The organism is Klebsiella sp. GB_Kp056, from assembly GCF_040064755.1.
GTDB lineage: Bacteria > Pseudomonadota > Gammaproteobacteria > Enterobacterales > Enterobacteriaceae > Klebsiella > Klebsiella quasipneumoniae.
On record NZ_JBEAJA010000038.1, the window covers coordinates 129,906 to 154,017 of the forward strand.

General features: G+C 56.8%; 27 protein-coding genes and 1 other RNA gene. 10 read left to right on the forward strand and 18 right to left on the reverse strand.

The window, feature by feature from the left end; translation table 11 throughout:
* Positions 1 to 7: 7 nt before the first annotated feature.
* The 4 genes from garR (at position 8) to ABLV52_RS06005 (ending at position 3,535) form a co-directional block, all read left to right on the forward strand.
* The gene (gene garR / locus ABLV52_RS05990; protein WP_032454164.1) at positions 8 to 898 is read left to right on the forward strand and encodes a 2-hydroxy-3-oxopropionate reductase; all 891 of its coding nucleotides are present in this window, start codon (positions 8 to 10) and stop codon (positions 896 to 898) included.
* Between the two features lie 248 nt (positions 899 to 1,146).
* Positions 1,147 to 1,529: RNase P RNA component class A (gene rnpB, locus ABLV52_RS05995), an RNA gene on the forward strand.
* A 587-nt stretch (positions 1,530 to 2,116) separates the two neighbouring features.
* Entirely contained in the window at positions 2,117 to 2,995 is an 879-nt protein-coding gene (locus ABLV52_RS06000; RefSeq protein WP_117129065.1) for a mechanosensitive ion channel domain-containing protein, read from the forward strand.
* 132 nt (positions 2,996 to 3,127) lie between these two features.
* Positions 3,128 to 3,535 (forward strand): Spy/CpxP family protein refolding chaperone, encoded by a 408-nt coding sequence (locus ABLV52_RS06005; protein ID WP_048298394.1) that lies wholly within the window; start codon positions 3,128 to 3,130, stop codon positions 3,533 to 3,535.
* A gap of 73 nt (positions 3,536 to 3,608) precedes the next feature.
* Here the strand turns inward: ABLV52_RS06005 and ABLV52_RS06010 are convergent, their stop codons facing one another.
* On the reverse strand, positions 3,609 to 3,776 hold the full coding sequence (locus ABLV52_RS06010; RefSeq protein ID WP_004206134.1) for a hypothetical protein: 168 nt from the start codon (positions 3,774 to 3,776) through the stop codon (positions 3,609 to 3,611).
* A 24-nt stretch (positions 3,777 to 3,800) separates the two neighbouring features.
* Entirely contained in the window at positions 3,801 to 4,502 is a 702-nt protein-coding gene (locus tag ABLV52_RS06015; protein WP_023291096.1) for a pirin family protein, read from the reverse strand.
* Between the two features lie 104 nt (positions 4,503 to 4,606).
* On the opposite strand from ABLV52_RS06015, the gene ABLV52_RS06020 reads away from it, so the two are divergent.
* A complete protein-coding gene (locus tag ABLV52_RS06020; RefSeq protein WP_004144865.1) occupies positions 4,607 to 5,503 on the forward strand; it encodes a LysR family transcriptional regulator in 897 nt (298 codons plus the stop codon).
* A 39-nt stretch (positions 5,504 to 5,542) separates the two neighbouring features.
* Here ABLV52_RS06020 and ABLV52_RS06025 read toward each other — a convergent pair whose 3' ends face one another.
* The 11 genes from ABLV52_RS06025 to ABLV52_RS06075 form a co-directional block, all read right to left on the reverse strand.
* On the reverse strand, positions 5,543 to 5,911 hold the full coding sequence (locus ABLV52_RS06025) for a DUF805 domain-containing protein (protein ID WP_017900662.1): 369 nt from the start codon (positions 5,909 to 5,911) through the stop codon (positions 5,543 to 5,545).
* A gap of 126 nt (positions 5,912 to 6,037) precedes the next feature.
* The gene (locus tag ABLV52_RS06030) at positions 6,038 to 7,024 is read right to left on the reverse strand and encodes a glutathione S-transferase family protein (protein ID WP_023291095.1); all 987 of its coding nucleotides are present in this window, start codon (positions 7,022 to 7,024) and stop codon (positions 6,038 to 6,040) included.
* A 79-nt stretch (positions 7,025 to 7,103) separates the two neighbouring features.
* Positions 7,104 to 7,496: a DoxX family protein gene (locus tag ABLV52_RS06035; protein WP_002917920.1), complete on the reverse strand. Its 393-nt coding sequence runs from the start codon at positions 7,494 to 7,496 to the stop codon at positions 7,104 to 7,106.
* A gap of 360 nt (positions 7,497 to 7,856) precedes the next feature.
* Positions 7,857 to 8,153, reverse strand: a complete 297-nt coding sequence (locus ABLV52_RS06040) for a YqjK-like family protein (protein ID WP_023291094.1) — start codon at positions 8,151 to 8,153, stop codon at positions 7,857 to 7,859.
* Complete coding sequence (locus ABLV52_RS06045) at positions 8,150 to 8,548, reverse strand: phage holin family protein (protein WP_023291093.1); 399 nt, start codon at positions 8,546 to 8,548, stop codon at positions 8,150 to 8,152. Before ABLV52_RS06045 ends, ABLV52_RS06040 begins: the two co-directional genes overlap by 4 nt.
* A 2-nt stretch (positions 8,549 to 8,550) precedes the next feature.
* Positions 8,551 to 8,856 (reverse strand): YqjD family protein, encoded by a 306-nt coding sequence (locus ABLV52_RS06050; RefSeq protein WP_002917916.1) that lies wholly within the window; start codon positions 8,854 to 8,856, stop codon positions 8,551 to 8,553.
* Positions 8,857 to 8,901: 45 nt separating this feature from the next.
* Complete coding sequence (locus ABLV52_RS06055; protein WP_004206124.1) at positions 8,902 to 9,270, reverse strand: DUF1090 domain-containing protein; 369 nt, start codon at positions 9,268 to 9,270, stop codon at positions 8,902 to 8,904.
* 149 nt (positions 9,271 to 9,419) lie between these two features.
* Positions 9,420 to 9,797 (reverse strand): EnvZ/OmpR regulon moderator MzrA, encoded by a 378-nt coding sequence (gene mzrA, locus ABLV52_RS06060; protein WP_072096611.1) that lies wholly within the window; start codon positions 9,795 to 9,797, stop codon positions 9,420 to 9,422.
* Between the two features lie 8 nt (positions 9,798 to 9,805).
* Positions 9,806 to 10,468 carry a DedA family general envelope maintenance protein YqjA gene (gene yqjA, locus ABLV52_RS06065; protein ID WP_023291090.1) on the reverse strand — a complete coding sequence of 221 codons (663 nt, stop codon included), beginning with the start codon at positions 10,466 to 10,468 and terminating at the stop codon, positions 9,806 to 9,808.
* A gap of 341 nt (positions 10,469 to 10,809) precedes the next feature.
* Positions 10,810 to 11,586: a transcriptional regulator ExuR gene (exuR, locus tag ABLV52_RS06070; RefSeq protein ID WP_004206120.1), complete on the reverse strand. Its 777-nt coding sequence runs from the start codon at positions 11,584 to 11,586 to the stop codon at positions 10,810 to 10,812.
* Between the two features lie 130 nt (positions 11,587 to 11,716).
* Entirely contained in the window at positions 11,717 to 13,018 is a 1,302-nt protein-coding gene (locus tag ABLV52_RS06075; protein ID WP_023291089.1) for an MFS transporter, read from the reverse strand.
* Positions 13,019 to 13,498: 480 nt separating this feature from the next.
* Here ABLV52_RS06075 and uxaC point away from each other — a divergent pair, with 480 nt between their 5' ends.
* The 3 genes from uxaC to ABLV52_RS06090 all read left to right on the forward strand — a co-directional run bounded on the left by uxaC (position 13,499) and on the right by ABLV52_RS06090 (position 17,102).
* Positions 13,499 to 14,911: a glucuronate isomerase gene (uxaC, locus tag ABLV52_RS06080; RefSeq protein ID WP_023291088.1), complete on the forward strand. Its 1,413-nt coding sequence runs from the start codon at positions 13,499 to 13,501 to the stop codon at positions 14,909 to 14,911.
* An 18-nt stretch (positions 14,912 to 14,929) separates the two neighbouring features.
* A complete protein-coding gene (locus ABLV52_RS06085; RefSeq protein ID WP_348890154.1) occupies positions 14,930 to 16,417 on the forward strand; it encodes an altronate dehydratase family protein in 1,488 nt (495 codons plus the stop codon).
* 130 nt (positions 16,418 to 16,547) lie between these two features.
* Positions 16,548 to 17,102, forward strand: coding sequence for a YgjV family protein (locus tag ABLV52_RS06090; RefSeq protein ID WP_044524823.1), 555 nt, complete (start codon positions 16,548 to 16,550; stop codon positions 17,100 to 17,102).
* A 15-nt stretch (positions 17,103 to 17,117) separates the two neighbouring features.
* Here ABLV52_RS06090 and sstT read toward each other — a convergent pair whose 3' ends face one another.
* The 5 genes from sstT to ABLV52_RS06115 form a co-directional block, all read right to left on the reverse strand.
* A complete protein-coding gene (gene sstT, locus ABLV52_RS06095; RefSeq protein ID WP_048335387.1) occupies positions 17,118 to 18,365 on the reverse strand; it encodes a serine/threonine transporter SstT in 1,248 nt (415 codons plus the stop codon).
* 267 nt (positions 18,366 to 18,632) lie between these two features.
* Positions 18,633 to 19,604, reverse strand: coding sequence for a TerC family protein (locus ABLV52_RS06100; RefSeq protein ID WP_004188496.1), 972 nt, complete (start codon positions 19,602 to 19,604; stop codon positions 18,633 to 18,635).
* 272 nt (positions 19,605 to 19,876) lie between these two features.
* Positions 19,877 to 20,866: a Gfo/Idh/MocA family oxidoreductase gene (locus tag ABLV52_RS06105; protein ID WP_023291084.1), complete on the reverse strand. Its 990-nt coding sequence runs from the start codon at positions 20,864 to 20,866 to the stop codon at positions 19,877 to 19,879.
* Between the two features lie 73 nt (positions 20,867 to 20,939).
* Positions 20,940 to 21,440 carry a M48 family metallopeptidase gene (locus ABLV52_RS06110; RefSeq protein ID WP_032454156.1) on the reverse strand — a complete coding sequence of 167 codons (501 nt, stop codon included), beginning with the start codon at positions 21,438 to 21,440 and terminating at the stop codon, positions 20,940 to 20,942.
* Between the two features lie 19 nt (positions 21,441 to 21,459).
* Positions 21,460 to 22,062, reverse strand: coding sequence for an XRE family transcriptional regulator (locus ABLV52_RS06115; protein ID WP_043520967.1), 603 nt, complete (start codon positions 22,060 to 22,062; stop codon positions 21,460 to 21,462).
* 43 nt (positions 22,063 to 22,105) lie between these two features.
* Between ABLV52_RS06115 and ABLV52_RS06120 the strand changes: the two genes are divergently transcribed.
* Together ABLV52_RS06120 and rlmG are read left to right on the forward strand one after the other, a co-directional pair.
* Positions 22,106 to 22,813: a B3/4 domain-containing protein gene (locus ABLV52_RS06120; protein ID WP_348890157.1), complete on the forward strand. Its 708-nt coding sequence runs from the start codon at positions 22,106 to 22,108 to the stop codon at positions 22,811 to 22,813.
* Positions 22,814 to 22,898: 85 nt separating this feature from the next.
* Positions 22,899 to 24,029 carry a 23S rRNA (guanine(1835)-N(2))-methyltransferase RlmG gene (gene rlmG / locus ABLV52_RS06125; protein ID WP_180266145.1) on the forward strand — a complete coding sequence of 377 codons (1,131 nt, stop codon included), beginning with the start codon at positions 22,899 to 22,901 and terminating at the stop codon, positions 24,027 to 24,029.
* Positions 24,030 to 24,112: the final 83 nt, after the last annotated feature.

A 24,112-nucleotide genomic window follows, 5' to 3' on the forward strand; every position in this document is an offset into this window, starting at 1 on the left:
GAACAATATGACAATCAAAGTGGGTTTTATCGGTCTTGGCATTATGGGCAAGCCGATGAGCAAAAATTTGCTGAAGGCGGGTTACTCGCTGGTGGTGTCTGACCGTAACCCGGAAGCGATTGCCGACGTGATTGCCGCGGGCGCAGAGACCGCGACCACACCGAAGGCGATTGCCGAGCAGTGCGACGTGATCATCACCATGCTGCCGAACTCGCCGCATGTCAAAGAGGTGGCGCTGGGGGAGAACGGCATTATTGAAGGCGCGAAACCGGGCACCGTGGTGATCGACATGAGCTCTATTGCGCCGCTGGCCAGCCGGGAAATCAGCGAAGCGCTGAAGGCTAAAGGCATTGATATGCTGGACGCGCCAGTAAGCGGCGGCGAACCAAAAGCGATCGACGGCACCCTGTCGGTAATGGTCGGCGGCGACAAGGCGATATTCGACAAATATTACGAGCTGATGAAAGCGATGGCCGGCTCCGTGGTGCATACCGGCGACATCGGCGCGGGCAATGTGACCAAACTGGCCAATCAGGTGATTGTCGCCCTGAACATCGCGGCCATGTCCGAAGCGCTGACTCTGGCCACCAAAGCCGGCGTCAATCCGGATCTGGTTTATCAGGCGATCCGCGGTGGTCTGGCGGGGAGTACCGTGCTGGATGCCAAAGCGCCGATGGTGATGGATCGTAACTTCAAGCCGGGCTTCCGGATCGATCTGCATATTAAAGATCTGGCCAATGCGCTGGATACCTCCCACGGCGTGGGCGCTCAGCTGCCGCTGACGGCGGCGGTAATGGAGATGATGCAGGCGCTGCGTGCGGACGGTCTGGGCACCGCTGACCATAGCGCGCTGGCTTGTTACTACGAAAAGCTGGCGAAAGTGGAAGTGACTCGCTAACAAGAAGAGCTCTGCGCGGCCCGGTGGTTATGCCTGGCGCAACAGCATCAGACTGCCACGGCGGGGCGAGCCTGGACGCGGTATCGGCGTCGTCTTCCGCGTGTTTACCTCGGTTGCGACGCAGGAAGCGGCGTTTCGCGCGCGTTGGACAATATTTCTCGTGCGTCGCGCAATAGCGCTGCCGCCCTGCAGGGCGGGATGACGACAGAGGGATGACAACGGGCGGTAAACCCACTATACTGCGCGCCGAAGCTGACCAGACAGTCGCCGCTTCGTCGTCGTCCTCTTTCGGGGGGAGACGGGCGGAGGGGAGGAAAGTCCGGGCTCCATAGGGCAAGGTGCCAGGTAACGCCTGGGGGGTGTCACAGCCCACGACCAGTGCAACAGAGAGCAAACCGCCGATGGCCCGCGCAAGCGGGATCAGGTAAGGGTGAAAGGGTGCGGTAAGAGCGCACCGCGCGGCTGGTAACAGTCCGTGGCACGGTAAACTCCACCCGGAGCAAGGCCAAATAGGGGTTCATAAGGTACGGCCCGTACTGAACCCGGGTAGGCTGCTTGAGCCAGTGAGCGATTGCTGGCCTAGATGAATGACTGTCCACGACAGAACCCGGCTTATCGGTCAGCTTCACTGCTTTATGTCAAAACCCCGCTTCGGCGGGGTTTTTGCTATCTGAATCCGTGACGCGGATGAATGACTGTCCACGATGCTATACCCAAAGAAAGCGGCTTATCGGTCAGTTTCACCGCTTTATGTCAAAACCCCGCTTCGGCGGGGTTTTTTGCTATCTGAATCCGTGACGCGGATGAATGACTGTCCACGACGCTATACCCAAAGAAAGCGGCTTATCGGTCAGTTTCACCTCTTTATGTCAAAACCCCGCTTCGGCGGGGTTTTTGCTATCTGAATCCGTGACGCAGATGAATGACTGTCCACGACGCTATACTCAAAAGAAAGCGGCTTATCGGTCAGTTTCAACTATCTCTATAAAACCTCTCGACGAAGGTGTTTATTTTTAATTTCAGTCGGTTGTAAATCAGGTTTGCAGAATATCCACTTTTAAACAGTTTTTTGGCTGCTTTAAACACCGGATTCGTTAATACTGTCACGCTACGATGTTTTATTGTCTATCCGTTAGTCTCCATTCCCTGATTTGCAGCGGTCATCATTCAGCTTAATGGATAGCAGGTTTATTGGTTATCCAGACAGGAGTGATAGACGTGAAAAATGTAGTATTATTCCCGCAGCTCAAATCGGCAATAGCCTGGCTTATCGGTCATGGTGAAACAATTATGCAGTTTGCCTGGAATATCGTGGCAGCGCTGATTATTCTTTTTGTCGGGCGAATGCTTGCAAAAGTCCTTGCTAAAGCCTTCGAGAAAATTCTCTTACGACGCAACGTCGATGCGACAATCGTTCATTTCTTTGCTGCGCTCGTTCGTTATATTACGATGGCTTTTGCGATAATCGCCGCATTAGGTCGGGTAGGGATTGAGACGTCTTCCATCATCGCGGTTATTGGCGCGGCAGGGCTGGCAATTGGTCTGGCGCTGCAAGGTTCGCTTTCTAACTTTGCCGCTGGTGTTCTGTTAGTCACTTTACGTCCTTTTCGGGCCGGCAATTTTGTACAGGTCGGCGCGATTTCTGGTATGGTGCAGTCCGTACATGTTTTTTCAACAACGCTACTAACCGTTGATAATAAAGAAGTTATTATTCCAAATGGTAAAGTCATCGCCGACAGTATTGTGAATTATTCCTGCCATCCTTTTCGGCGAATCGATCTGACCCTCGGCGTGGCCAGCGAGACTAAAATTGTGCAGGTTAAGCAGGTCATTCAGGCTATCATTGATAGTGAAAAGCGAATCGATCAATCTCGTGGTACTACGGTTCGTCTGCTTGAAATGATGCCGGGCACACTTAACTTTACTGTTCGTGTCTGGGTGAAAAATAGCGAATATTGGGAGACTTATTTTGATTTTCTTGAAGCGATTAAAGAAGCGCTCGATGAACATCAGATCACCCTCGCCGCGCAACGGATGGATATTAATTTAACCTCCTCGACGTTATCGGACCTAAAAATAAACAATGCGGATGTTTAGCTTATAGTTCATTTGACCTATGAATGCATTCAACCCCTTTTACAATTATGTTCATGCTTTTTTACACATCGCCATTATTGTTCAGGGAATAATAGTGCGTCTTATCATGACGCACTTATACAGGATAATAAAATGACAAAAGTATCACGAGCTATATTATTGACCGCCGCCGTTGCAGGTTTTTCGCTGGCGGCGCAGGCCGCGGAAGAGACTGCGCCAGCACCCGCTAAGGACCCTATCGTTCAGCACTTAAAACTGACTTCCGATCAGGTGAGCAAAATTAACAGTCTGCATCAGCAAATGGAAAAAAACGTTGAGCAGATTTCACAGCAAGACATTAAAGATGGCGCGCTGATTAACGTGATTGATTCCGGTAAATGGAATGAAAAAGCGGTGAAGGATCAGCTGGCGGCATTCAGTAAAATTGATCAACAGGTACGTTATTATCGCGTGAAGTACTATTTTGATGTGAATCAGGTACTGACGCCGGAGCAGCGCACCCAGGTGAAAAAAGATCTTGCCGACGCGCTGAGTGAATAATGCCATCAGCCCCTTTCGGGGCCGGTATTAGCGGCAGGCCACCAACGATAGCCGAATCATCCAGGCTGCAGCTTCAGGCGAGACTTTCTTCATCCCGCAGGCGAATCTCCGCCTCGGCGACGATGGCTTCCAGTTCGCTAAGCATCTCATCATAACCAAAGCTGACGACGCCGACGGTTTCCGGCGGCGTCGGGGCTAGCGGCGTCGGAGACGCCTTTTTTCTGTTTTTCTTCTTACTCACTGACAGACTCCATCCCTTCCGTTGTTACACCGGTAAATCTATCAGCAAAGCGCGCAGCGGCGTATCGGCGACGAGGGTAATGTTAGCTTCGTCACGAATAAATGCCCCATCACCACAGGTGAGAGCCTGTTTGGGTTGTTCCTGCGCGACGGCATGGACGGTGCCGTGGATCGACTGCAGGTAGGCGCGCGGGCCATGCAATTGCACGTTGATCTGCTCACCTTTTTCCAGCGCGATGTGATAGACCCAGGCCTGCTGGCGAAGCTGGAGGCTATTATTCCCCCCATCCGGTGAGGCCAGCAGCTGTAGCGGCGCGTTGGCGACCTCGATTTTCTGCTGCAGCGGGTTTTCCCGCTGCGGGCAGGCATCGAGCCATAGCTGCATTCGCGTTAACGACTGCTCTTTGCTCAGATTGTGCTCGCTATAGCTCACGCCAGGCTGAGTGGCGATAATCAACGCGTCGCCGGCCCTGGCCTGCAGGTGATTGCCGTCGCTGTCGCGATACTCCGCTTCGCCTTCCAGAATCAGGTTCAGGATATCGACCTTGGGATACGTTCTGGCCTGGAACGAGGCCCCGGGGGCCAGCACTTCCTGATTGAGAACGCGTAAGGACGCGAAGCCCAGTAATTTGGGGTCGAAGTAGTGGCCAAAGGAGAAGGTGTAGCGGGCCTGCAGCCAGCCGAAGTCTGCTTGTCCGCATTGTTTGGCTGTTCGGGTAGTAATCATGTTCTTGACCTCTCTTTACACTAAATCAATGGTAAAGGTATGGACGCTGTATTGTTAGCCAGATATTCTGCCCGGTATGTTCAAATTTCCTGAATGAGAAAGCGATGGCTAAAGAGAGAGCATTAACGCTGGAAGCGTTACGCGTGATGGATGCGATCGACCGTCGCGGGAGCTTCGCTGCCGCGGCTGATGAGCTGGGACGCGTGCCTTCCGCCCTGAGCTACACCATGCAAAAACTGGAGGAAGAGCTGGACGTGGTGCTGTTTGACCGCTCGGGTCATCGCACAAAGTTCACCAACGTCGGGCGTATGCTGCTGGAGCGCGGTCGCGTGCTGCTCGAGGCGGCGGACAAGCTCACCACCGATGCCGAAGCCCTGTCTCGCGGCTGGGAAACTCACCTGACGATCGTCACCGAAGCGCTGGTGCCCACGCCGGATCTGTTTCCGCTGATTGAGAAACTGGCGACCAAGTCCAACACCCAGCTGTCGATTATCACCGAGGTGCTGGCCGGCGCCTGGGAGCGGCTGGAGCAGGGGCGGGCGGATATCGTTGTCGCGCCGGATATGCATTTTCGTTCTTCCTCGGAGATTAACTCGCGCAAACTCTATTCGGTGCTCAGCGTGTACGTCGCGGCGCCGGACCACCCGATCCACCAGGAGCCTGAACCGCTCTCCGAGGTCACCCGCGTGAAATACCGTGGCGTCGCGGTGGCGGATACCGCGCGCGAGCGGCCCGTTCTCACCGTTCAGCTGCTGGATAAACAGCCGCGCTTAACGGTGAGCACCATCGAAGATAAGCGCCAGGCGCTGCTGGCCGGATTAGGCGTGGCGACCATGCCCTATCCGCTGGTGGAGAAGGATATTGCTGAAGGACGCTTGCGGGTGGTCAGTCCGGAATATACCAATGAAATTGACATTATCATGGCCTGGCGACGGGACAGCATGGGCGAAGCGAAGTCCTGGTGCCTGCGTGAGATCCCTAAGCTGTTTGCCGGCAGATAGTCGAGGACGCTCCTCCCGCTAGCGGGAGGAGCAGGAAGATCAGTAGGAAAAGGGTTTTGGATCGGGCCCGAATCGGTTGTTGCCTTCCGTTCCGCGCTGGCAGTTAAAGATCAGGATCACCAGCCAGCCGATGACCGGGATCAACAGCAGCAGCAGCCACCATGCCGAACGGTCGGTGTCGTGCAGACGCCGAAACTGCACCGCCCACCACGGTAAAAAGACCAGTATGCCATAGATGGTCGTCAGAATGCCTTCGCCGCCCGCCCGCTGCCAGCCCAGCATTTTATCGATGATGCTCAATACGCCGGTCAGGATGAGGTTGACCAGAATAAACATCCAGTACTCTTTGCGCCGCGCACGGCCGCCAAATCCTATATAGTTTTTTAATACCTTGAGATACCAGTCCATTTCTACGCCTCAATTAACCGTCAATCACTTGTTTTTTAAGCGATCGCAATAAGAATAGACGTGAATGAATGGTGGGTAAATATCTGTTTTCTGAATTATTGGGCGCCATCACTGGCGCCCGACGGATCAACGGAAGCGCTGGTCGCGACCGTGTGGTTCGCTGAGATCCTGCTGCGGCCCAATGGAGATGATGCCGGTAGGGTTAATGGTTTTATGGCTGCGGTAATAGTGGTGACGAATATGCGGAAAGCTCACCGTCTCCGCGATACCCGGCATCTGGTAGATGTCGCGCAGGAAACCGTAGAGATTGAGATAATCGCTGATGCGTCGTTTGTCGCATTTAAAATGGGTCACATACACCGGGTCGAAGCGTACCAGCGTCGTCCACAGGCGAATATCCGCTTCCGTCAGCTGATTGCCCGTCAGGTAACGATGCTGACCGAGGATCTGCTCCAGCCGCTCCAGCGAGGTAAACACCGCATCCACCGCTTCGTCGTAAGCCTGCTGACTGGTGGCAAAGCCGGCTTTATACACGCCGTTATTGACGTTGTCATAGATCCAGCCGTTCAGTTCATCGATTTTTTCCCGCAGCGCCGGCGGGTAGTAATCCCCGGCTCTGGCGCCCAGGCCATCGAAGGCGGTATTAAACATACGGATGATTTCTGCCGACTCATTGCTGACGATGGTCTGCTGTTTTTTATCCCATAGTACCGGGACGGTGACGCGACCGGTGTAGTGCGGGTCGGCGTGCAGATACAGCTGATAGAGAAAATCGTGCTGATAAAGGGTGTCACCGGTGGCTTCCGGGAAGCTGTCGTCAAAAGTCCAGCCGTTTTCCAGCATCAGCGGATTGACCACGGAGACAGGGAGAAAAGGCTCCAGTCCTTTCAGCTTACGCATAATTAACGTGCGATGCGCCCACGGGCAGGCGAGAGAGACGTACAGATGATAGCGATCTTTTTCCGCCGCAAATCCCCCTTCACCACTCGGGCCGGCCGCGCCATCGGCGGTGAGCCAGTTACGGAAGGCGGAAACGGAACGCTTAAAACGCCCACCGGTGGATTTTGTGTCATACCAGGTATCCTGCCAGACGCCGTCGACTAATTGTCCCATCTTTATTCCTCCTTCAGACTTCAGATAGCAAAAGCGAGGAGTGGTCTCCTCGCTTTTTCATTCATTCAGTATAGTGCGCTTACCATTTCTTATTCAGTACACGGTCGATACTGAAGGCGCCCGGTCCGGTAATGGCCAGCAGCAGGTAACCGCCAGCGATGGTCAGGTTTTTCATGAACATCAGGGAGTTCACGCCTTCCGCAAAGTTGCTGTGGAACAGGAACGCGGTCAACAGCGTAAAGCCTGCGGTGAACAGCGCGGTGGTCCGGGTCAGGAAACCGAACAGAATCGCCAGTCCGCCGCCGAATTCAAGGAGAATGGTCAGCGGCAGCAGCGCACCCGGTACGCCCATGGCTTCCATATACTGCTGGGTTCCCGCATAACCGGTGATTTTGCCCCATCCTGCAGTGATAAACAGAATCGGCATCAGAATGCGCGCTACCAGTACACCAACATCTTCTAATTTTTTCATTTCTTACTCCAGAAAACCCAAAGGGCGGCGGTTTTGTTTTTTAGCGCAATCCCGCGTAGTTACGCGGTGTTGCTGTCGATGGAGAGGATAGTAGCGAGGCGGAGAGGGAATTGTTAGCAAGGAAAACTGTAGATCTAGTTCAAAGTTTCTGAGTAATCAGTAAGAGGGGGCGAAAAATGCCTCAACGCGATAGGTCACGACCGGCGCTGGTAAAGGCCTGGCCGGGCGGAATGGTGTGGGATCAGAAGTCTGGCTGACCGCGGATGGCGGCCAGGGGGCAAGTTTTTACGCACGGCGTTGCGTATCGGGCGAGGAAGTGGCAGAGCGGGGCGCCGGGAAAAGCGCCCGCGCTCCGGGCGGCTAACGGACTGCCGACTGGCGCAGGATCCCGCGGACCAGCCGCCAGGTACTCCATAAACCCAGTCCGCGTTTGGTCCAGCGCATTAAAAAATGCGGGTGTCGGACGGACCACACGGCCATCAGACCGCTGCCCACCATCAGCCACGAACGTAAACTTAGCAGCGTATGCCAGCCGCGGTCTAAGGGCGCCGTCGCTTCCAGCCAGTGGCGGCGACAGGCGCTCAGCTCCAGCCGTTGCTGCTGGATCTGGCGCAGCAGCTGCGCCTTTTGCCGTTCACGCTCCTGTCGGCCATTCATGGTTTATCTTCCTCCAGAAGGGCACGGTCGTTCTCCAGCTCTCTTCGCGTCAGGCGCAGCAGCGTGGAGCGTCGCGCCTTACGTAAGGTAAGGATACCGACAATCGCGGCGGCGAGAAGCAGCACGACGGTGGTGGCGATCATGACGTGCAGGCGGTACTGAGCGTCAACGGCCCAGATAACCAGCACCAACAGACTCATGAGGCCAAACGCGGCAAACAGCAGCGTCAGTCCGGTCATGATCAGCAGCTGGAAGAGGTTGGCTTTCTCCTCCTCCAGCTCCACGACGACCAGGCGCAGCCGTGTTTCCACCATTTCGACCAGCAGCGTAACGATACGCTGGCCAATGGAGAAGACGCGCTGACCCGGCCCCTGCGTGTGTTGAGTATTCGCCATAATCAGCGACGCGACAGCAGGACACCCAGCACCAGCCCGACGGCGGCGCCAATCCCGACCCCTGTCCACGGATTTTCGCGAACATAATCATCCGCTCGCGCGGCGGTCTCACGAGTTTGACGCAGAATCGCTTCGCTGGTCTCACCCAGACGGGCGCGGCTCTCTTTCAGCGCGCTCTCGGCTTTACTGCGCAGTTTACCCATCTCTTCTTTCGACTTGTCCGCCGAGGAATTCAGTACTTCCTCCAGGGTGTCCGCCAGCGTTTTCAGTTCTGCACGAAGGTCGTCAGTCACATTCTCTTTAGCCATGTCGTTCTCCTGTAGCGTGGTCCGTATTGCGAAAGTTAATAGTGATTAGTAATCCCGAGACTCCAGCGTTTTCAACTCCTGTTGCGCTTCATTGAGTTTATGCTGGCGTTTGTTGATTTTGTCCGCATCGCCTTTCTTCCGGGCTTCCTGCAGATCGCGCTGACGTTCAGCGATCTCTTCCCGCTGTTTGGCAATTTTTTGCTGATGATCGGCTTTGAGTTTACTGTCGCTGCAGTTCTCCCGTACCTGGCGTAGCGCGGTATTTAGCCCATCAATGCGACTTTGATTGTGATGCTTTTCGGCATAGCTGATCTCTCGTTGAATATCCTGCTCTTTTTCCTGGCAGGGAGAGGCGGCTATGGCGCTGGCGCTAAGTGAAGACAGGGCCAGAAGCAGAGCGATGCGGTGTTTCATGGATAGTACCTTCCATTGTCTTAGGGGATACCCGGAGGATAAACCCGTTCCCGTTGGTAAACGTGAATGCGTTGATTCACGCAGGTTTAAGCATAGTAACAAATGCGGGAAACCACCAGACTGCGTTGAAAACGCAGTCTGACGGCCGTTTACCCGAGCCGATGCGGCGCGTCGCGCAGGCGGGATAACCAGGCGGTGGGCGAGTTATCGTCTTCCAGCAAGGCGATAATATAACCATGAGGCAGAGCGCGGCCGAGAACCTCTTTCGCCGCCGCGCCCTGGGCGGTGGAATCAAACTTAATCAGCAGGCCATCCTTTTGCGGCGTAATACTCTTGAAGCGGATACCGTTGGCGTCGAGGTGATGCCAGACGGAGAAACCATCCGGCATACTGACGCCCTGGCCAACCGGACGGATCGCCAGCGTGGCCTCTTGCTGCTGCACCGCCAGCCAGAGCCAGAACAGCGCGCAGAGCAGAAGAGAGCCACCCAGCAGCCAGCTGAGCTGGCGCAGGGAAGGGCGTTTTATGACCATCATTAGCCCCGGCTTCTGTATTTTTTCTTCCACAGCACCACCAGCGAGCCGACCAGTCCGAAGACCAACAGCGCAACCGGCAGGAGCATCAGGCAGGACATCAGCTGATCTTCATACTTAAGGAATACCGGGGTTTTGCCCAGCAGATAGCCCAGCGAGGTCAGGATGAGCACCCACAGCAGGCCGCTCATCCAGTTAAAGAACTGAAAGCGGGCGTTATTGAGGCCGGAAAGCCCGGCGATGGTCGGCAGCAGCGTGCGCACGAAGGCGATGAAGCGGCCGATCAGCAGCGCGGAGAGTCCATGTTTATGAAACAGGTGATGCGCGCGCTGATGATAGTGAGAGGGCAGATGCGACAGCCAGTTTTGCACGATCCGCGTATTGCCCAGCCAACGCCCCTGGATGTAGCTCAGCCAGCAGCCGAGGCTGGCGGCGGCAGTGAGCAGCAGCAACGTTTCCGGAAAGCCCATCGCCCCTTTGGCGATCAGCACGCCCACGAGCACAAGCAGGCTGTCCCCCGGCAAAAACGCGGCAGGCAGTAACCCGTTCTCAAGGAACAAAATCATAAACAAGACAAAATACAGCATGCCAATCATGGAGGGATTCGCGAGCGTTTCGTAATCCTGAGCCCACAAGGCATTCAATAACTGGGTTAATAGTTCCATTCACGATTCCTGGTACATCGGTTAACGGCACGTCTGAGCGCGCGGCATGTAGGGCGACAAGATTTTTATGAGATTATGGTCGCTGCTTCGGCGCTCTGAACGCTTCCCTGTATAAAATTGAAGTAAGTCGATACCTACTCCCAGAACGGCAAAATGCATCTAATTGTAACAAATCACCTGACTTTCCGTCAGAGAAATTGCAAGGTGTTGCTCGTTGATTTTGCTGATTGCGGCGATGGGAGGCGAGAGGATTTACACAGGCTGACACTATATATGTTTTGCTTACCCCAGCCTGCCTGGGGAACAGGCGCGCAGGGGCCGCGCGCCGGGGGGATAAAGGCTTATTTCGCGCCGTTGGCCGCTGTATCGAGATGAACCACCGGGTTTTCGGCAAATAAGTAGCGATCGGCATTAAATTCAAAGTCGTCGCTGGTTTCGTTAAACAGCATTTGCTTGGTATTTTCCAGATGCTGCCACATCGCCAGTTTGGCGGCGTTCGGATCTTTACGCAGCAGAGCCTTCAGGATCTGATCGTGGTCGTCGCACCAGTTATCGACGGTGCGCAGATCGATATGCTCATGCAGCTTTTTCCAGTACGGGTTATGCACGCGCTGGGTCCACATTTTTTCCACGATCGCCGCCAGGGCGCTATTCTGCGTGGCCAGCGCCACCTGGACGTGAAACTGCAGATCCCATTCGGAGTCGCGGAAACACTTTTCGTTGCGCGCTTTCTCCTGAATCTCCATCAGCTTCATGATGTCCTGCTTGGTCACCTGAGTGGCCGCGAATTCGGCGATATTGCTTTCAATAAGCTGCCGCGCCTGCAGCAGCTCAAAGGGGCCATAGTTGGCGAACTCCAGGCTTTCATCGGCCACCTGCTGGTATTTCGGATGGTTGGAGATGACGTGAATGCCCGACCCTTTGCGGACTTCGACATAGCCTTCCACTTCCAGCATGATAATGGCTTCACGAACCACGGTGCGGCTAACGTTTTTTTCATCGGCGATAAAGCGCTCGGCGGGCAGCTTATCCCCTACAAGGTAGACACCTTGTTCGATGCGCGTCTTCAGCTCAGCGGCAAGTTGCTGATAAAGACGGCGTGGTTCAATGATTTCCATATTCGCTCCCGCAAGATGGCGACAATATTCGATTTGTTATACCACTTTTACGCGATTTCCACCACTGGCAGGGATGAAAAAGCCGCCTGAGAAGGCGGCTTGGCAGGCGATCACCTCAGCATAAGCGTCTCTAACTCTGGGTGGCCGGTTTGCGGCTGCTAAGCGGCGTCGTGTCATCGTCAGCCGGTTTGTTTTTCAGCACCGTCCAGATGACCAGCGCGCCCAGCAGGTCAAAGACCGCCAGTACCGCAAACAGCGGGCTGAAACCGATGGTGTCTGCCAGCGCGCCGACGACCAGGGCGAACATGGTGCTCGCCAGCCAGGCGGCCATCCCGGTCAGACCGTTGGCGGTAGCGACTTCGTTACGGCCAAAGACGTCGGAAGAGAGGGTAATCAGCGCCCCGGACAGCGCCTGGTGAGCAAACCCGCCGATGCACAGCAGGGCAATCGCCACGTACGGGCTGGTGAACAGGCCGATCATCCCCGGGCCAATCATCAGCAGGGCGCCCATGGTGACCACCATTTTACGCGACACGATCAGGTTAACGCCGAACCAGCGCTGGAACAGCGGCGGCAGGTATCCACCGACGATGCAGCCGAGGTCGGCGAACAGCATCGGCATCCAGGCGAACATCGCGATCTCTTTCAGGTTAAAGCCGTAAACCTTAAACATGAACAGCGGGATCCAGGCGTTAAAGGTCCCCCAGGCCGGCTCGGCGAGGAAGCGAGGCAGGGCGATACCCCAGAACTGACGGTTGCGCAGGATCTCCCACGGCGACATTTTCTTCGCATTATTGGTCTGGTGTTGAGACTCCTGGCCGCCAATGATGTAGTCGCGTTCTTCGTCAGATAATTTCTTCTGGTCGCGCGGGTGTTTGTAGAAGATCAGCCAGGCGATGGCCCAGGCGAAGCTCAGAACCCCGGAGATAATGAACGCCATCTGCCAGCTGTGCATGACGATCGCCCACACCACCAGCGGCGGCGCGATCATGGCGCCGATAGAGGAACCTACGTTGAAGTAGCCCACCGCGATAGAGCGCTCTTTTGCCGGGAACCATTCGGAGCTGGCTTTCAGCCCGGCGGGGATCATCGCCGCTTCCGCCGCGCCCACCGCGCCGCGGGCCAGCGCCAGTCCGCCCCAGCTGCCGGCGAGGGCGGTCGAGCCGCAGAATATCGCCCAGGCGATAGCGAAGAAGGCATAGCCGACTTTAGTCCCCAGAATATCAAGGACATAACCTGCGACAGGCTGCATGACGGTATAGGCAGCGGAATAGGCTGCAATGATATAGGAGTACTGTTGGGTCGAGATGTGTAACTCTTCCATCAGCGTCGGCGCGGCCGCCGCCACGGTGTTACGGGTCAGGTAGCCCAGCACGGTGCCCAGCGTCACCAGTGCGATCATGTACCAACGTAACCCTTTAATTTTACGCATGTAAACCTCATCGTCTGTAATTTCTCCGCACCAGGTGCGGCCTCTCCTGACGGCGATACGCGGTCGGGAAAGCGAAACGGAGGGTTCAGGAGGGCGGTCCCCTCTGGCCCGAACCTTACCATCAGTTGTTATGTAAAAAGTCGGTATCCATTCCGTATAAGCCGATGCCATAAACACCGGTAAAGCATTCCGTCGGTTTATATGTTGCGACGGCAGAAAGATAACTTGTCATACAACTTTAAAAGTTGAGTGCTGTCACAAAAGCGGGAAAGTTAGTGTGGTCTTTATGATTGGCGAAGAAAGCCAGATACGGCGCGCTCTGGCGAGATGTTTGCCGCGCGCAGACGGTTTTTTTTATCAGCGTTTATTGATCTAACTCACGAAAAACAGTTCGGTCTGTAGAAATTGGTGTGATAACTTTGTCAGCATTGTAGTCAATCATCTGAAAGGCTCCCGCTCCGGAGCGAAGAGGACACACGAATGACACCGTTTATGACCGAAGATTTTCTACTCGATAGCGAATTTGCCCGCCGCCTGTACCACGATTACGCCAAAGATCAGCCTATTTTCGACTACCATTGCCACCTTCCGCCGCAGCAGGTTGCCGAAAATTACCGTTTCAAAAATCTGTATGACATCTGGTTGAAAGGCGATCACTATAAATGGCGCGCAATGCGCACCAACGGCGTGCCGGAGCGTCTGTGTACCGGTGATGCCTCCGATCGCGAGAAATTTGACGCCTGGGCAGCCACCGTGCCTCACACGATTGGCAACCCGTTATACCACTGGACCCATTTAGAGCTGCGTCGCCCATTTGGTATTACAGGTAAGCTGCTGTCGCCTTCCACCGCCGATGAGATCTGGGACCAGTGCAATGCGTTACTGGCGCAGGACGCCTTCTCCGCCCGCGGGATCATGAAGCAGATGAATGTGAAGATGGTCGGCACCACCGACGATCCGATTGATTCCCTGGAACACCATGCGGTTGTCGCCAAAGACACTTCATTTGATATCAAGGTGTTGCCGAGCTGGCGCCCGGATAAAGCGTTCAACATCGAGCAGGCGACCTTCAATGACTATATGGCTAAGCTGGGTGAAGTGTCGGACACCGATATTCGCCGTTTTGCGGACCTGCAAAGCGCGCTGACCAAACGTCTGGACCACTTTGCCGCTCACGGTTGCAAAGTCTCCGACCACGCCCTGGACGTGGTGCTGTTTGCGGAAGCGACTGACGCCGAGCTGGACGCCATTCTGGCGCGTCGCCTGGCTGGCGAAACCCTCAGCGAACGCGAAGTGGCGCAGTTCAAAACCGCGGTGCTGGTGTTCCTCGGCGCAGAGTATGCCCGTCGCGGCTGGGTGCAGCAGTACCACATCGGCGCGCTGCGCAATAACAACCTGCGTCAGTTCAAACTGTTAGGCCCGGACGTTGGCTTTGACTCGATCAACGATCGCCCGATGGCTGAAGAGCTGTCTAAGCTGCTGAGCAAGCAGAACGAAGAGAACCTGCTGCCGAAAACCATTCTCTACTGCCTGAACCCGCGCGATAACGAAGTGCTGGGCACCATGATCGGTAACTTCCAGGGCGAAGGGATGCCGGGCAAGATGCAGTTCGGCTCCGGCTGGTGGTTCAACGATCAGAAAGACGGCATGGAGCGGCAGATGACCCAGCTGGCGCAGCTCGGCCTGCTGAGCCGCTTTGTCGGGATGCTGACCGACAGCCGCAGCTTCCTCTCCTACACCCGCCACGAATACTTCCGTCGTATTCTGTGCCAGATGATCGGCCGTTGGGTGGCCGCCGGCGAAGCGCCTGCGGATATCGCGCTGCTGGGCGAGATGGTGAAAAACATTTGCTTTAACAATGCGCGTGACTATTTCGCCATTGAACTGAACTAAGACCAGAGGTCGGTTGATATGCAATACATCAAAATCCATTCGCAGGATAACGTCGCGGTCGCGCTGGCGGATATGACGGCCGGTAGCGTGGTGACGATCGACAATGACCCGGTCACCCTCGGTCAGGATATCGTTCGCGGACACAAGTTTGCACTGCGCGCTATCGCGAAAGGGGAAAACGTCGTTAAGTATGGGTTGCCGATTGGCCATGCGCTGGCGGATATCGCGCCGGGCGAGCATGTCCATGCGCACAATACGCGCACCAATCTCAGCGACCTTGACGCGTATCGCTATCAACCGGAGCAGGTTGCCCAACCGCCGCAGCCAGCGGATCGCGAAGTACAGATTTATCGTCGCGCCAATGGCGACGTCGGGGTGCGCAATGAGCTATGGATCCTGCCGACCGTCGGCTGCGTCAACGCCATGGCCCGTCAGATGCAGAACCGTTTTCTGAAAGAGGCGAACGGCGCCGAAGATATCGATGGGGTGCATCTCTTCAGCCATACCTACGGTTGCTCACAGCTCGGGGACGACCACATCAACACCCGCACCATGCTGCAGAATATGGTCCGCCATCCGAACGCCGGAGCGGTGCTGGTGGTGGGCCTTGGCTGTGAAAACAACCAGGTGGATGCTTTTCGCGAAACGCTGGGCGAGTATGATCCGCAGCGCGTGCACTTTATGGTTTGTCAGCATCAGGACGATGAAGTGGAGGCAGGGGTGGCGCATCTCCACCAGCTGCATGACGTGATGCGTCAGGATAAACGTCAGCCGGGCAAGCTGAGCGAGCTGAAGTTTGGCCTCGAGTGCGGTGGGTCGGACGGCCTGTCCGGCATCACCGCTAACCCGATGCTGGGGCGCTTCTCAGACTATGTGATCGCCAACGGCGGCACCACCGTGCTGACCGAAGTGCCGGAGATGTTCGGCGCCGAACAGCTGCTGATGAGCCACTGCCGCGACGAAGCGACCTTCGACAAGCTGGTGACCATGGTCAATGACTTTAAGCAGTACTTTATCGCTCACGACCAGCCTATTTACGAAAACCCTTCGCCGGGCAACAAGGCCGGGGGGATCACCACCCTCGAAGATAAGTCGCTGGGCTGTACCCAGAAAGCGGGCTCAAGCCAGGTGGTGGATGTCCTGCGCTACGGCGAGCGTCTGAAGGTACATGGTCTGAACTTGCTGAGCGCGCCGGGCAATGATGCTGTCGCCACCAGCGCGCTGGCCGGCGCCGGCTGCCATATGGTGCTGTTCAGCACCGGCCGCGGCACGCCGTACGGCGGCTTTGTGCCGACGGTAAAAATCGCCACCAACAGCGAGCTGGCGGCAAAGAAAAAGCACTGGATCGACTTCGATGCCGGACAGCTGATCCACGGCAAAGCGATGCCGCAGCTGCTGGAGGAGTTCGTGGACACCATTGTGGCTTTCGCCAACGGCAAACCGACCTGTAATGAGCGGAATGACTTCCGCGAGCTGGCCATCTTTAAAAGCGGTGTTACCCTGTAAAGGCGCATTCATATTGGCGCCCGGGCGGCGTTGATCGCGCATTGGCCTGATAGCGCAGCGTCATCGGGTAAGCAACAGCGGCGTTTCAGCCTGTGAAGCGCCGTTTGTTTTTTTCTCTCAGGGAGCTTTCATGACCGCATATTGGCTGGCCCAGGGGGTCGGCGTCATCGCCTTTCTTATCGGCATTACCACCTTTATCAACCGCGACGAACGTCGCTTCAGGCTTCAGCTGGCGGTCTATAGCGGCGTTATCGGCGTCCATTTCTTCCTGATGGGCGCCGCGCCTGCCGGGATGAGCGCCGGGCTTAATGCGCTCCGCACGGTTATTTCCCTGCGCACCCGCAGCCTGTGGGTGATGACGCTCTTTATCCTGCTGACGCTGATCCTCGGCCTTGGCAAGCTGCAGCATGCTATGGAGCTGCTGCCGATTATTGGCACTGTCGCCAGCACCTGGGCGCTGTTTCGCTGTAAAGGGCTGACCGTCCGCTGCGTGATGTGGTGCTCCACCGCCTGCTGGGTGACGCATAACCTGTGGCTGGGTTCCATCGGCGGGACGCTGATTGAAGGCAGCTTCCTGATCGTCAACGGCCTGAATATTATTCGCTTCCGCCGGATGCAAAAGCGGGGTATCGATCCGTTCAGGGTTGAAAACGCGGTGCAGGAAGAGAGCCCCTCCGCGCGGTAGCGGAGGGGAAAGGCATTAGCTACGCAGGGCGTTTTTCGCCAGCTGGTCGTCTTCCGCCATGCAGGCGGCGGCGGTAAACAGGGCGTCGGTGGAGGAGTTCAGCGCGGTTTCGCAAGAATCCTGCAGCACGCCGATAATAAAGCCGACGGCAACCACCTGCATCGCCACATCGTTCGGAATACCAAACATATTACAGGCCAGCGGGATCAGCAGCAGCGAACCGCCCGCCACGCCGGAGGCGCCGCAGGCGCACAGCGAAGCGACCACGCTCAGCAACAGCGCCGTCGGCAGATCCACCGGAATATTCAGCGTATGGACCGCCGCCAGCGTCAGCACGGTGATCGTGATTGCCGCGCCCGCCATATTGATGGTTGCCCCCAGCGGAATGGAGACCGAATAGGTATCGCGATCCAGGTTCAGCTTCTCACACAGCGCCATATTCACCGGAATATTAGCGGCGGAGCTGCGGGTGAAAAACGCGTAGACGCCGCTTTCGCGCAGACAGGTCAGCACCAGCGGATAGGGGTTGCGGCGGAGCTTCCAGAACACCAGCAGCGGATTAATCACCAGCGCCACCAGCAGCATACAGCCCACCAGCACCAGCAGCAGCTGGGCGTAACCCCACAGGGTTTCAAAACCGGTAGTCGCCAGGGTGGAAGAGACCAGACCGAAGATCCCCAGCGGCGCAAAGCGGATCACCACTTTAACGATAAAGGTCACCGCGTGGGAGACATCGTTGATCAGGTTTTTAGTGGTGTCGTTACCCTGGCGCAGGGCGAAGCCAAGGCCCACCGCCCACACCAGAATACCGATATAGTTGGCGTTCAGCAGGGCGTCGATCGGGTTGGACACCATGCTCATTAACAGGCCGCGCAGCACCTCAACAATCCCCGACGGCGGCGTGATGCTGTCGGCGGCGGTGGTTAAGTGCAGGGTCGAGGGAAAGACAAAACTGAACAACACCGCGGTCAGCGCCGCGCTGAAGGTGCCCAGCAGATAGAGAAACAGAATGGGGCGGATACTGGTTTTTTGTCCGTGCTGATGGTTGGCGATCGAGGCCATGACGAGCATCAATACCAGCACCGGCGCTACCGCCTTTAACGCGCCGACGAACAGGGTCCCCAGCAGGCCGACGGCGATAGCCGCAGGCTTAGAGACCAGCGCCAGCAGCACGCCAAGTACCAGGCCGACTAAAATTTGTTTCACCAGGCTGCCTTGTGCCAGGCGGGAAAGCCACCCTGATGAGGGAGTGCGTGTGGTCATAATTCATTCCTTCCAGTGATGTAGCAAGCCATCCCAGCCACGTATTATTTGTTACGTTTATGTCAGGATGTAAGTATATGTTTGCATAGTCGAGTATACGGAAAGAATGACGGGCGGGAAGCGCAAAATACTGTGATTTTAATCTGGATCTTATTTTTTAACTATGTAGCAACATAATTGTGACATGAGCAGGCATTATCGTTACGAAAAGATCTGCTATAGCCGATTACCGCGCCGCCAGCGGGGGCCGACGGCGCGCCAGGCAGGTTACTCAGGCAGTTTGCGCTGCTTGTCGTGCTGCTTGTTGACCCAGGCGTTAATCAACAGCGTGACGGTCAGGATACCACCCACGACCCCCAGCGAGATGGCGACCGGGATATGGTAGAAATCGACGATCAGCATCTTCACGCCAATAAACACCAGGATCACCGACAGGCCATATTTGAGCATTGAGAAGCGCTCAGCGACCCCCGCCAGCAGGAAGTACATGGCGCGCAGGCCAAGAATGGCAAACAGGTTCGAGGTCAGCACGATAAACGGGTCGGTGGTGACCGCGAAGATCGCCGGGATACTGTCGACGGCGAATATCACATCGCTCAGCTCGACCAGAATCAACACCAGCAGCAGCGGCGTGGCGAACAGCACCCCGTTTTTACGGGTGAAGAAGCGCTCGCTCTCGATTTTATCGGTCATTCGCAGATGGCTGCGGATCCAGCGCACCAGCGGTTTGTCGCCGATGCCGGAATCATCCTCTTTCGCCAGCGCCATCTTCACGCCGGTAAACAGCAGGAAGGCGCCGAAGACGTACAGCAGCCAGTCGAACTGGGAGATAAGCCAGCTGCCGGCGAAGATCATAATGGTGCGCAGAACTATCGCCCCGAGGACGCCATACACCAGCACCCGGCGCTGCAGTGCAGGCGGCACGGCGAAGTAGCTGAACAGCATCAGCCAGACGAAGACGTTATCGACCGCCAGCGCTTTTTCAATCAGATAGCCGGTGAGGAAGGCCAGGGCCTGCGGATCGGCGACGGCGCGGCCCTGGGTTTGCACCAGATACCACCAGAACGCGGCGTTAAACAACAGAGAAAGTGTGACCCAGAGGATAGACCAGCCAGCGGCCTGCTTCATGGTCATGCTATGCGAACCGCGTCGTCCCTGAAGCAGCAGGTCGATCGCCAACATGATCGCGACGACGACAGCGAATCCACCCCATAGCAACGGCGTGCCGACAGTATTCATTTGATATTCCTTACATAAAAACAAAAACGGCTGACGTCGGAAGACGGCAGCCGCTGCGCTTTTATGCATAGACCTCGCCTTCCGGCAAGGTCTCACTTACAACAACCAAAGTTCATCGCGATGGGCTTTGGTAATTGCCCGGCGACCGGATGCGGTGTTACACGCATCGTAATGACGATCGGCCGGCAAGGAAGTTACTCCCCTTTGCTCGTAACAAAATATGTCACGGGGCGGTTTTCGTCAATGGCGGCCAGACGGGCCTTTACACTCTTTTACGCCAGCGGCTGCGTATCGGCCGGGAAGATCACCCCGGTCTGGCGACGAATTTCGCTCGACAGTTTCGCCGTGATACGGCTCACTGCCAGGCCCGGATGGTCGACATCCTCTGTTTCCACCAGCCGCGCGAAGGTCTCCGCCTCGTACAGCATAGTATTGATATGCTGCGGCTGCGTCAGGTCCTGGGCTTTGCCGCCGCGCGGCACAAACGCCAGCTTCTGGCACTCGGAGATTTTTTCGATCACTAATACGCCGTCTTCGCCCTGAATTTCACTGGGGATCGCCGAGTCGCTCACCTTGGAATGATGCAGCGTCACGTCGAAGTCGCCGTAGCTCAGCACCACGGTGCCCTGGGCGTCCACGCCGCTGTCCAGCAGGCTGGCGGTGGCATGAACGGCCCGCGGTTCGCCCCACAGCGCCACAGCGGACGCCAGGCAATAGAAGCCGATATCCATAATCGAACCGTTGGAGAACGCCGGATTAAAGGTGTTGGGGTTTTCGCCGTCGAGATAGCGCTGGTAGCGCGAAGAGTACTGGCAGTAGTTAATGAAGGCTTTACGCAGTTTACCCACTTTGCCGAGGGTTTCCTTCAGCAGCAGAAAGTTGGGCAGGCTGGCGGTTTTGAAGGCTTCAAACAGCACCACGTTGTTGGCTTTCGCCACCGCGATGGCCGCCTCGACCTCCTGCAGATTCGACGCCAGCGGTTTTTCGCAAATGACGTGCTTTTTGTGGCTCAGGAACAGCCGCGTCTGCGGGAAGTGCAGGGAGTTCGGGCTGGCGATATATACCGCGTCAATGGCGTCGCTTTGCGCCAGCGACTCCAGCGAGGTAAACAGATGCTCGACCGGATAGTCATTGGCGAAGGCTTGCGCCTGTTCGAGGCTGCGGGAGTAGATGGCGGTAAGTTTATATTTGCCGGTTTCATGGGCGGCATCGACAAACTGCTTAGTGATCCAGTTTGTGCCAACAACTGCGAAACGTATCATAAACGGTGACGAACTCCATTAAAGGGAACCTGTCGTCACTCTATCATGCCCCCATGACAAAACCAGTGCGTGACTACGCAGAACGATTTAACGAAAGGTGCGTCAGCCACAGGCGGGTGTCGAACTCCAGCTGATGGTACTGCGGCTCCATATGGCAGCACAGCTGGTAGAAGGCTTTGTTGTGCTCCTTCTCTTTCAGATGCGCCAGTTCATGGACCACGATCATCCGCAAAAAGTCCTCCGGCGCGTCGCGAAATACCGTCGCCACGCGGATCTCCGCTTTGGCTTTCAGCTTGCCGCCCTGAACGCGGGAAATGGCGGTATGCAGGCCGAGCGCATTGTTCAGCACGTGGATCTTACTGTCATACATCACTTTGTTGATCGGCGCCGCGCCGCGCAGAAAGCGGTTTTTCAAATCCTGGGTGTACTGATATAGCGCTTTATCGCTGTTAACGTCGTGCCCATGCGGATAGCGCTTTTGCAGCACCTCTCCAAGGCGGTTTTGCTCGATTAATGTGGTCACCTGCGCCAGCAGCGATTCAGGATAGCCCTGTAAATAAATGAGTTTTGTCATCGTCTTATCATTATGTCTGTCAGGAGGGCAGTTCAGCCACGGTCATGGTAAAGACCAGCGGCGCGGGCCCCGCATTCCGGTACCCGTGCTCTGTTTCGGTACGGGCCACCGCGGATTCCCCGGCCGCCACCGTGCGGCAGGTCTCGCCAAGCGTCAGCGTCAGCGCGCCGGCTTCCACGTGCAGCAGCTCGAAGGTCGTCGCCGGATGGCCGGGCGAGGTAAAGGCTTCGCCGGGCTGCATCTCCCAGCGCCACAGCTCAATCATATTCGGCCCGGCGGTGCCGGCGAGGAGCCTGGCGCTGCCCCCCAGCGGGCCTTGCCAGAGGGTGGGGATCTGCTCGGCGGGAATAATATGCAACGCGGGTTCGCTAGCCACATTGACAATATCCGCCACCGAGACGCCCAGCGCGGCGGCGAGTTTGCAGAGGATCGCAATGCTGGGGTTGGCGGCCTCTTTTTCCATCTCGACCAGCATGCCTTTGCTGATGCTGGCCCGGCGCGACAGCTCGTCCAGCGACATTTTTTTCGCTTTACGGTAGGCCTTCAGCCGCGTGGCGACGGCGCGACTTACCTGGTCGACATCAGATCCTGAATCGGTCGTTATATTGACTTTTACGTTCATTGGTCACTATGATGAAACAAATTGGTCATTACAGGATTATCGAATGCGTAGCGTAACGCCGTCAATCGAATCTGCGGTCAGCCGCCTGGCGCCGGGCTTTCGGGCATTAAGTATTGTGGTGGAGAGCGCGCCGGTGGCCAATCCCGCCGTCGCGGAACAGGCGCTGGCCGAGGCCTGCCTGGCGGTGCAGCAGGATGATGTGCCCTGGGCGCAAGCGCACCTGGCGGCATGGGATGAAGCGTTCAGCGCCTTCGGCGCGAAGGCGAAACGTACCCCCTGTTCGGCGCAGGCGCTGCGCAAGCGGGTGCTGAAAGAGGGGAGACTGCCGGCCATCGATCCGGTGGTGGATATCTACAACGCGATCAGCATTCGCTATGCCATCCCGGTCGGTGGGGAAAATCTGGCCGCCTACCGTGGCGAACCGCGGCTGGCCATTGCCCGCGGCGATGAGCCATTCGATACGCTGAAATCGGCAGAGCCGGTGGTGGAATATCCGGAGCCGGGCGAAGTCATCTGGCGGGATGATATAGGCGTAACCTGCCGACGCTGGAACTGGCGGCAGGGCGTACGCACCCGGCTGGACAGCGGCGCGCAGACGATGTGGTTTATTCTCGAAAGCCTGCCGGCGATGCCGTTGTCGGCCCTGCATGAGGCGGGAGAGCGGCTGGTAGGCTATCTGCAGCAGCTGATGCCCGGCGCCCGCGCCTCGATAACGCTGCTGCGAGCCGATGACGAGGGCGATCTACGCTGAGCGGCGATGATCAGCGATCTCTCTTCAACTGGACAGGATTTGCGTATAAACTCGCGGGTTTTACTATTCCGGAGGCGGAGAGGCGATGAGCCAGGCAGAGTTAAACGGTGAGTTATTCACATTAGAGCGGTTCCCACCTAACGCTGAAGAAGAAGCGCTTCAGGCGTGGGAAGCGGCGGATGAATATCTGCTGCAACAGGTGAATGACGTCGACGGCCTGACGCTCATCTTCAACGATGGCTTCGGCGCGCTCGCCTGCGCGCTGGCGGAACGCAACCCGGTGAGCATCAACGACTCCTTTATCTCCGAGCTGGCGACCCGCCACAACCTGCGGATGAACGGCATTGATGAAGAGAGTGTGCGTTTTCAGGATAGCCTGAGCCCGCTGCCGGCCGCGCCGGCGCTGGTGCTGATTAAGGTGCCAAAGCAGCTGGCGCTGCTGGAACAGCAGCTGCGCGCCCTGCGCGCAGTGGTGACGCCGGAAACCCGCATTATCGCCGCGGCGAAAGCGCGCGATGTGCATAACTCGACGCTGGCGCTGTTTGAAAAAATCCTCGGCACCACCACCACCTCGCTGGCGTGGAAAAAAGCGCGTCTGATCCACTGCGTTTTCACCGCCCCTGAGCTTGCCGATGCGCCGCAAACCTACAGCTGGAAGCTGGACGGCACGCCGTGGACCATCCACAACCATGCCAACGTCTTTGCCCGCAGCGGTCTGGATATCGGCGCGCGCTTCTTCCTGCAGCATTTACCGTCTGATTTAGAAGGCGAGATCGCCGATCTCGGCTGCGGCAACGGAGTGATTGGCCTGCAGGCGCTGGCGCAGAACCCCCATGCCCGCGTGATGTTCACCGATGAGTCGCACATGGCGGTGGCTTCCAGCCGGTTGAACGTTGAGCACAACCTGCCGGACGCTATTGACCGTTGTGAATTTATGGTCAACAACTCGCTCTCCGGCATTGAGCCGGACCGCTTTACGGCGATCCTGTGCAATCCGCCGTTCCACCAGCAGCACGCCATTACCGACCATATCGCCTGGCAGATGTTTAACGACGCTCGCCGCAGCCTGAAATACGGCGGCGAGCTGTACGTCGTCGGCAACCGTCATCTCGACTACTTCCGTAAGCTGAAGCGCGCTTTTGGTAACTGCACGACGATTGCGACGAACAATAAGTTCGTGATTTTGAAAGCGACGAAGGTGCGTAAGCAGCGCTGATCCGTGTGGCTATTTCCCCGGCTTGCGGCTGTCGCCTTAGCCGGGCTACCGACTGTCGCCTTAGCCGGGCTACCGACTGTCGC

What these genes read in the sequence shown, in the direction of transcription:
- ABLV52_RS06055 (WP_004206124.1), bottom strand. Translation starts at nt 9,270, where the DNA reads ATGAAACACCGCATCGCTCTGCTTCTGGCCCTGTCTTCACTTAGCGCC.
- ABLV52_RS06075 (WP_023291089.1), bottom strand. Translation starts at nt 13,018, where the DNA reads ATGCGTAAAATTAAAGGGTTACGTTGGTACATGATCGCACTGGTGACG.
- sstT (WP_048335387.1), bottom strand. Translation starts at nt 18,365, where the DNA reads ATGACCACACGCACTCCCTCATCAGGGTGGCTTTCCCGCCTGGCACAA.
- uxaC (WP_023291088.1), top strand. Translation starts at nt 13,499, where the DNA reads ATGACACCGTTTATGACCGAAGATTTTCTACTCGATAGCGAATTTGCC.
- ABLV52_RS06120 (WP_348890157.1), top strand. Translation starts at nt 22,106, where the DNA reads ATGCGTAGCGTAACGCCGTCAATCGAATCTGCGGTCAGCCGCCTGGCG.
- ABLV52_RS06035 (WP_002917920.1), bottom strand. Translation starts at nt 7,496, where the DNA reads ATGAAAAAATTAGAAGATGTTGGTGTACTGGTAGCGCGCATTCTGATG.
- yqjA (WP_023291090.1), bottom strand. Translation starts at nt 10,468, where the DNA reads ATGGAACTATTAACCCAGTTATTGAATGCCTTGTGGGCTCAGGATTAC.
- ABLV52_RS06005 (WP_048298394.1), top strand. Translation starts at nt 3,128, where the DNA reads ATGACAAAAGTATCACGAGCTATATTATTGACCGCCGCCGTTGCAGGT.
- ABLV52_RS06115 (WP_043520967.1), bottom strand. Translation starts at nt 22,062, where the DNA reads ATGAACGTAAAAGTCAATATAACGACCGATTCAGGATCTGATGTCGAC.
- exuR (WP_004206120.1), bottom strand. Translation starts at nt 11,586, where the DNA reads ATGGAAATCATTGAACCACGCCGTCTTTATCAGCAACTTGCCGCTGAG.
- ABLV52_RS06100 (WP_004188496.1), bottom strand. Translation starts at nt 19,604, where the DNA reads ATGAATACTGTCGGCACGCCGTTGCTATGGGGTGGATTCGCTGTCGTC.
- rlmG (WP_180266145.1), top strand. Translation starts at nt 22,899, where the DNA reads ATGAGCCAGGCAGAGTTAAACGGTGAGTTATTCACATTAGAGCGGTTC.
- ABLV52_RS06050 (WP_002917916.1), bottom strand. Translation starts at nt 8,856, where the DNA reads ATGGCTAAAGAGAATGTGACTGACGACCTTCGTGCAGAACTGAAAACG.
- ABLV52_RS06105 (WP_023291084.1), bottom strand. Translation starts at nt 20,866, where the DNA reads ATGATACGTTTCGCAGTTGTTGGCACAAACTGGATCACTAAGCAGTTT.
- ABLV52_RS06020 (WP_004144865.1), top strand. Translation starts at nt 4,607, where the DNA reads ATGGCTAAAGAGAGAGCATTAACGCTGGAAGCGTTACGCGTGATGGAT.
- ABLV52_RS06090 (WP_044524823.1), top strand. Translation starts at nt 16,548, where the DNA reads ATGACCGCATATTGGCTGGCCCAGGGGGTCGGCGTCATCGCCTTTCTT.
- ABLV52_RS06110 (WP_032454156.1), bottom strand. Translation starts at nt 21,440, where the DNA reads ATGACAAAACTCATTTATTTACAGGGCTATCCTGAATCGCTGCTGGCG.
- ABLV52_RS06015 (WP_023291096.1), bottom strand. Translation starts at nt 4,502, where the DNA reads ATGATTACTACCCGAACAGCCAAACAATGCGGACAAGCAGACTTCGGC.
- ABLV52_RS06085 (WP_348890154.1), top strand. Translation starts at nt 14,930, where the DNA reads ATGCAATACATCAAAATCCATTCGCAGGATAACGTCGCGGTCGCGCTG.
- ABLV52_RS06030 (WP_023291095.1), bottom strand. Translation starts at nt 7,024, where the DNA reads ATGGGACAATTAGTCGACGGCGTCTGGCAGGATACCTGGTATGACACA.
- ABLV52_RS06040 (WP_023291094.1), bottom strand. Translation starts at nt 8,153, where the DNA reads ATGAATGGCCGACAGGAGCGTGAACGGCAAAAGGCGCAGCTGCTGCGC.
- ABLV52_RS06045 (WP_023291093.1), bottom strand. Translation starts at nt 8,548, where the DNA reads ATGGCGAATACTCAACACACGCAGGGGCCGGGTCAGCGCGTCTTCTCC.
- ABLV52_RS06025 (WP_017900662.1), bottom strand. Translation starts at nt 5,911, where the DNA reads ATGGACTGGTATCTCAAGGTATTAAAAAACTATATAGGATTTGGCGGC.
- garR (WP_032454164.1), top strand. Translation starts at nt 8, where the DNA reads ATGACAATCAAAGTGGGTTTTATCGGTCTTGGCATTATGGGCAAGCCG.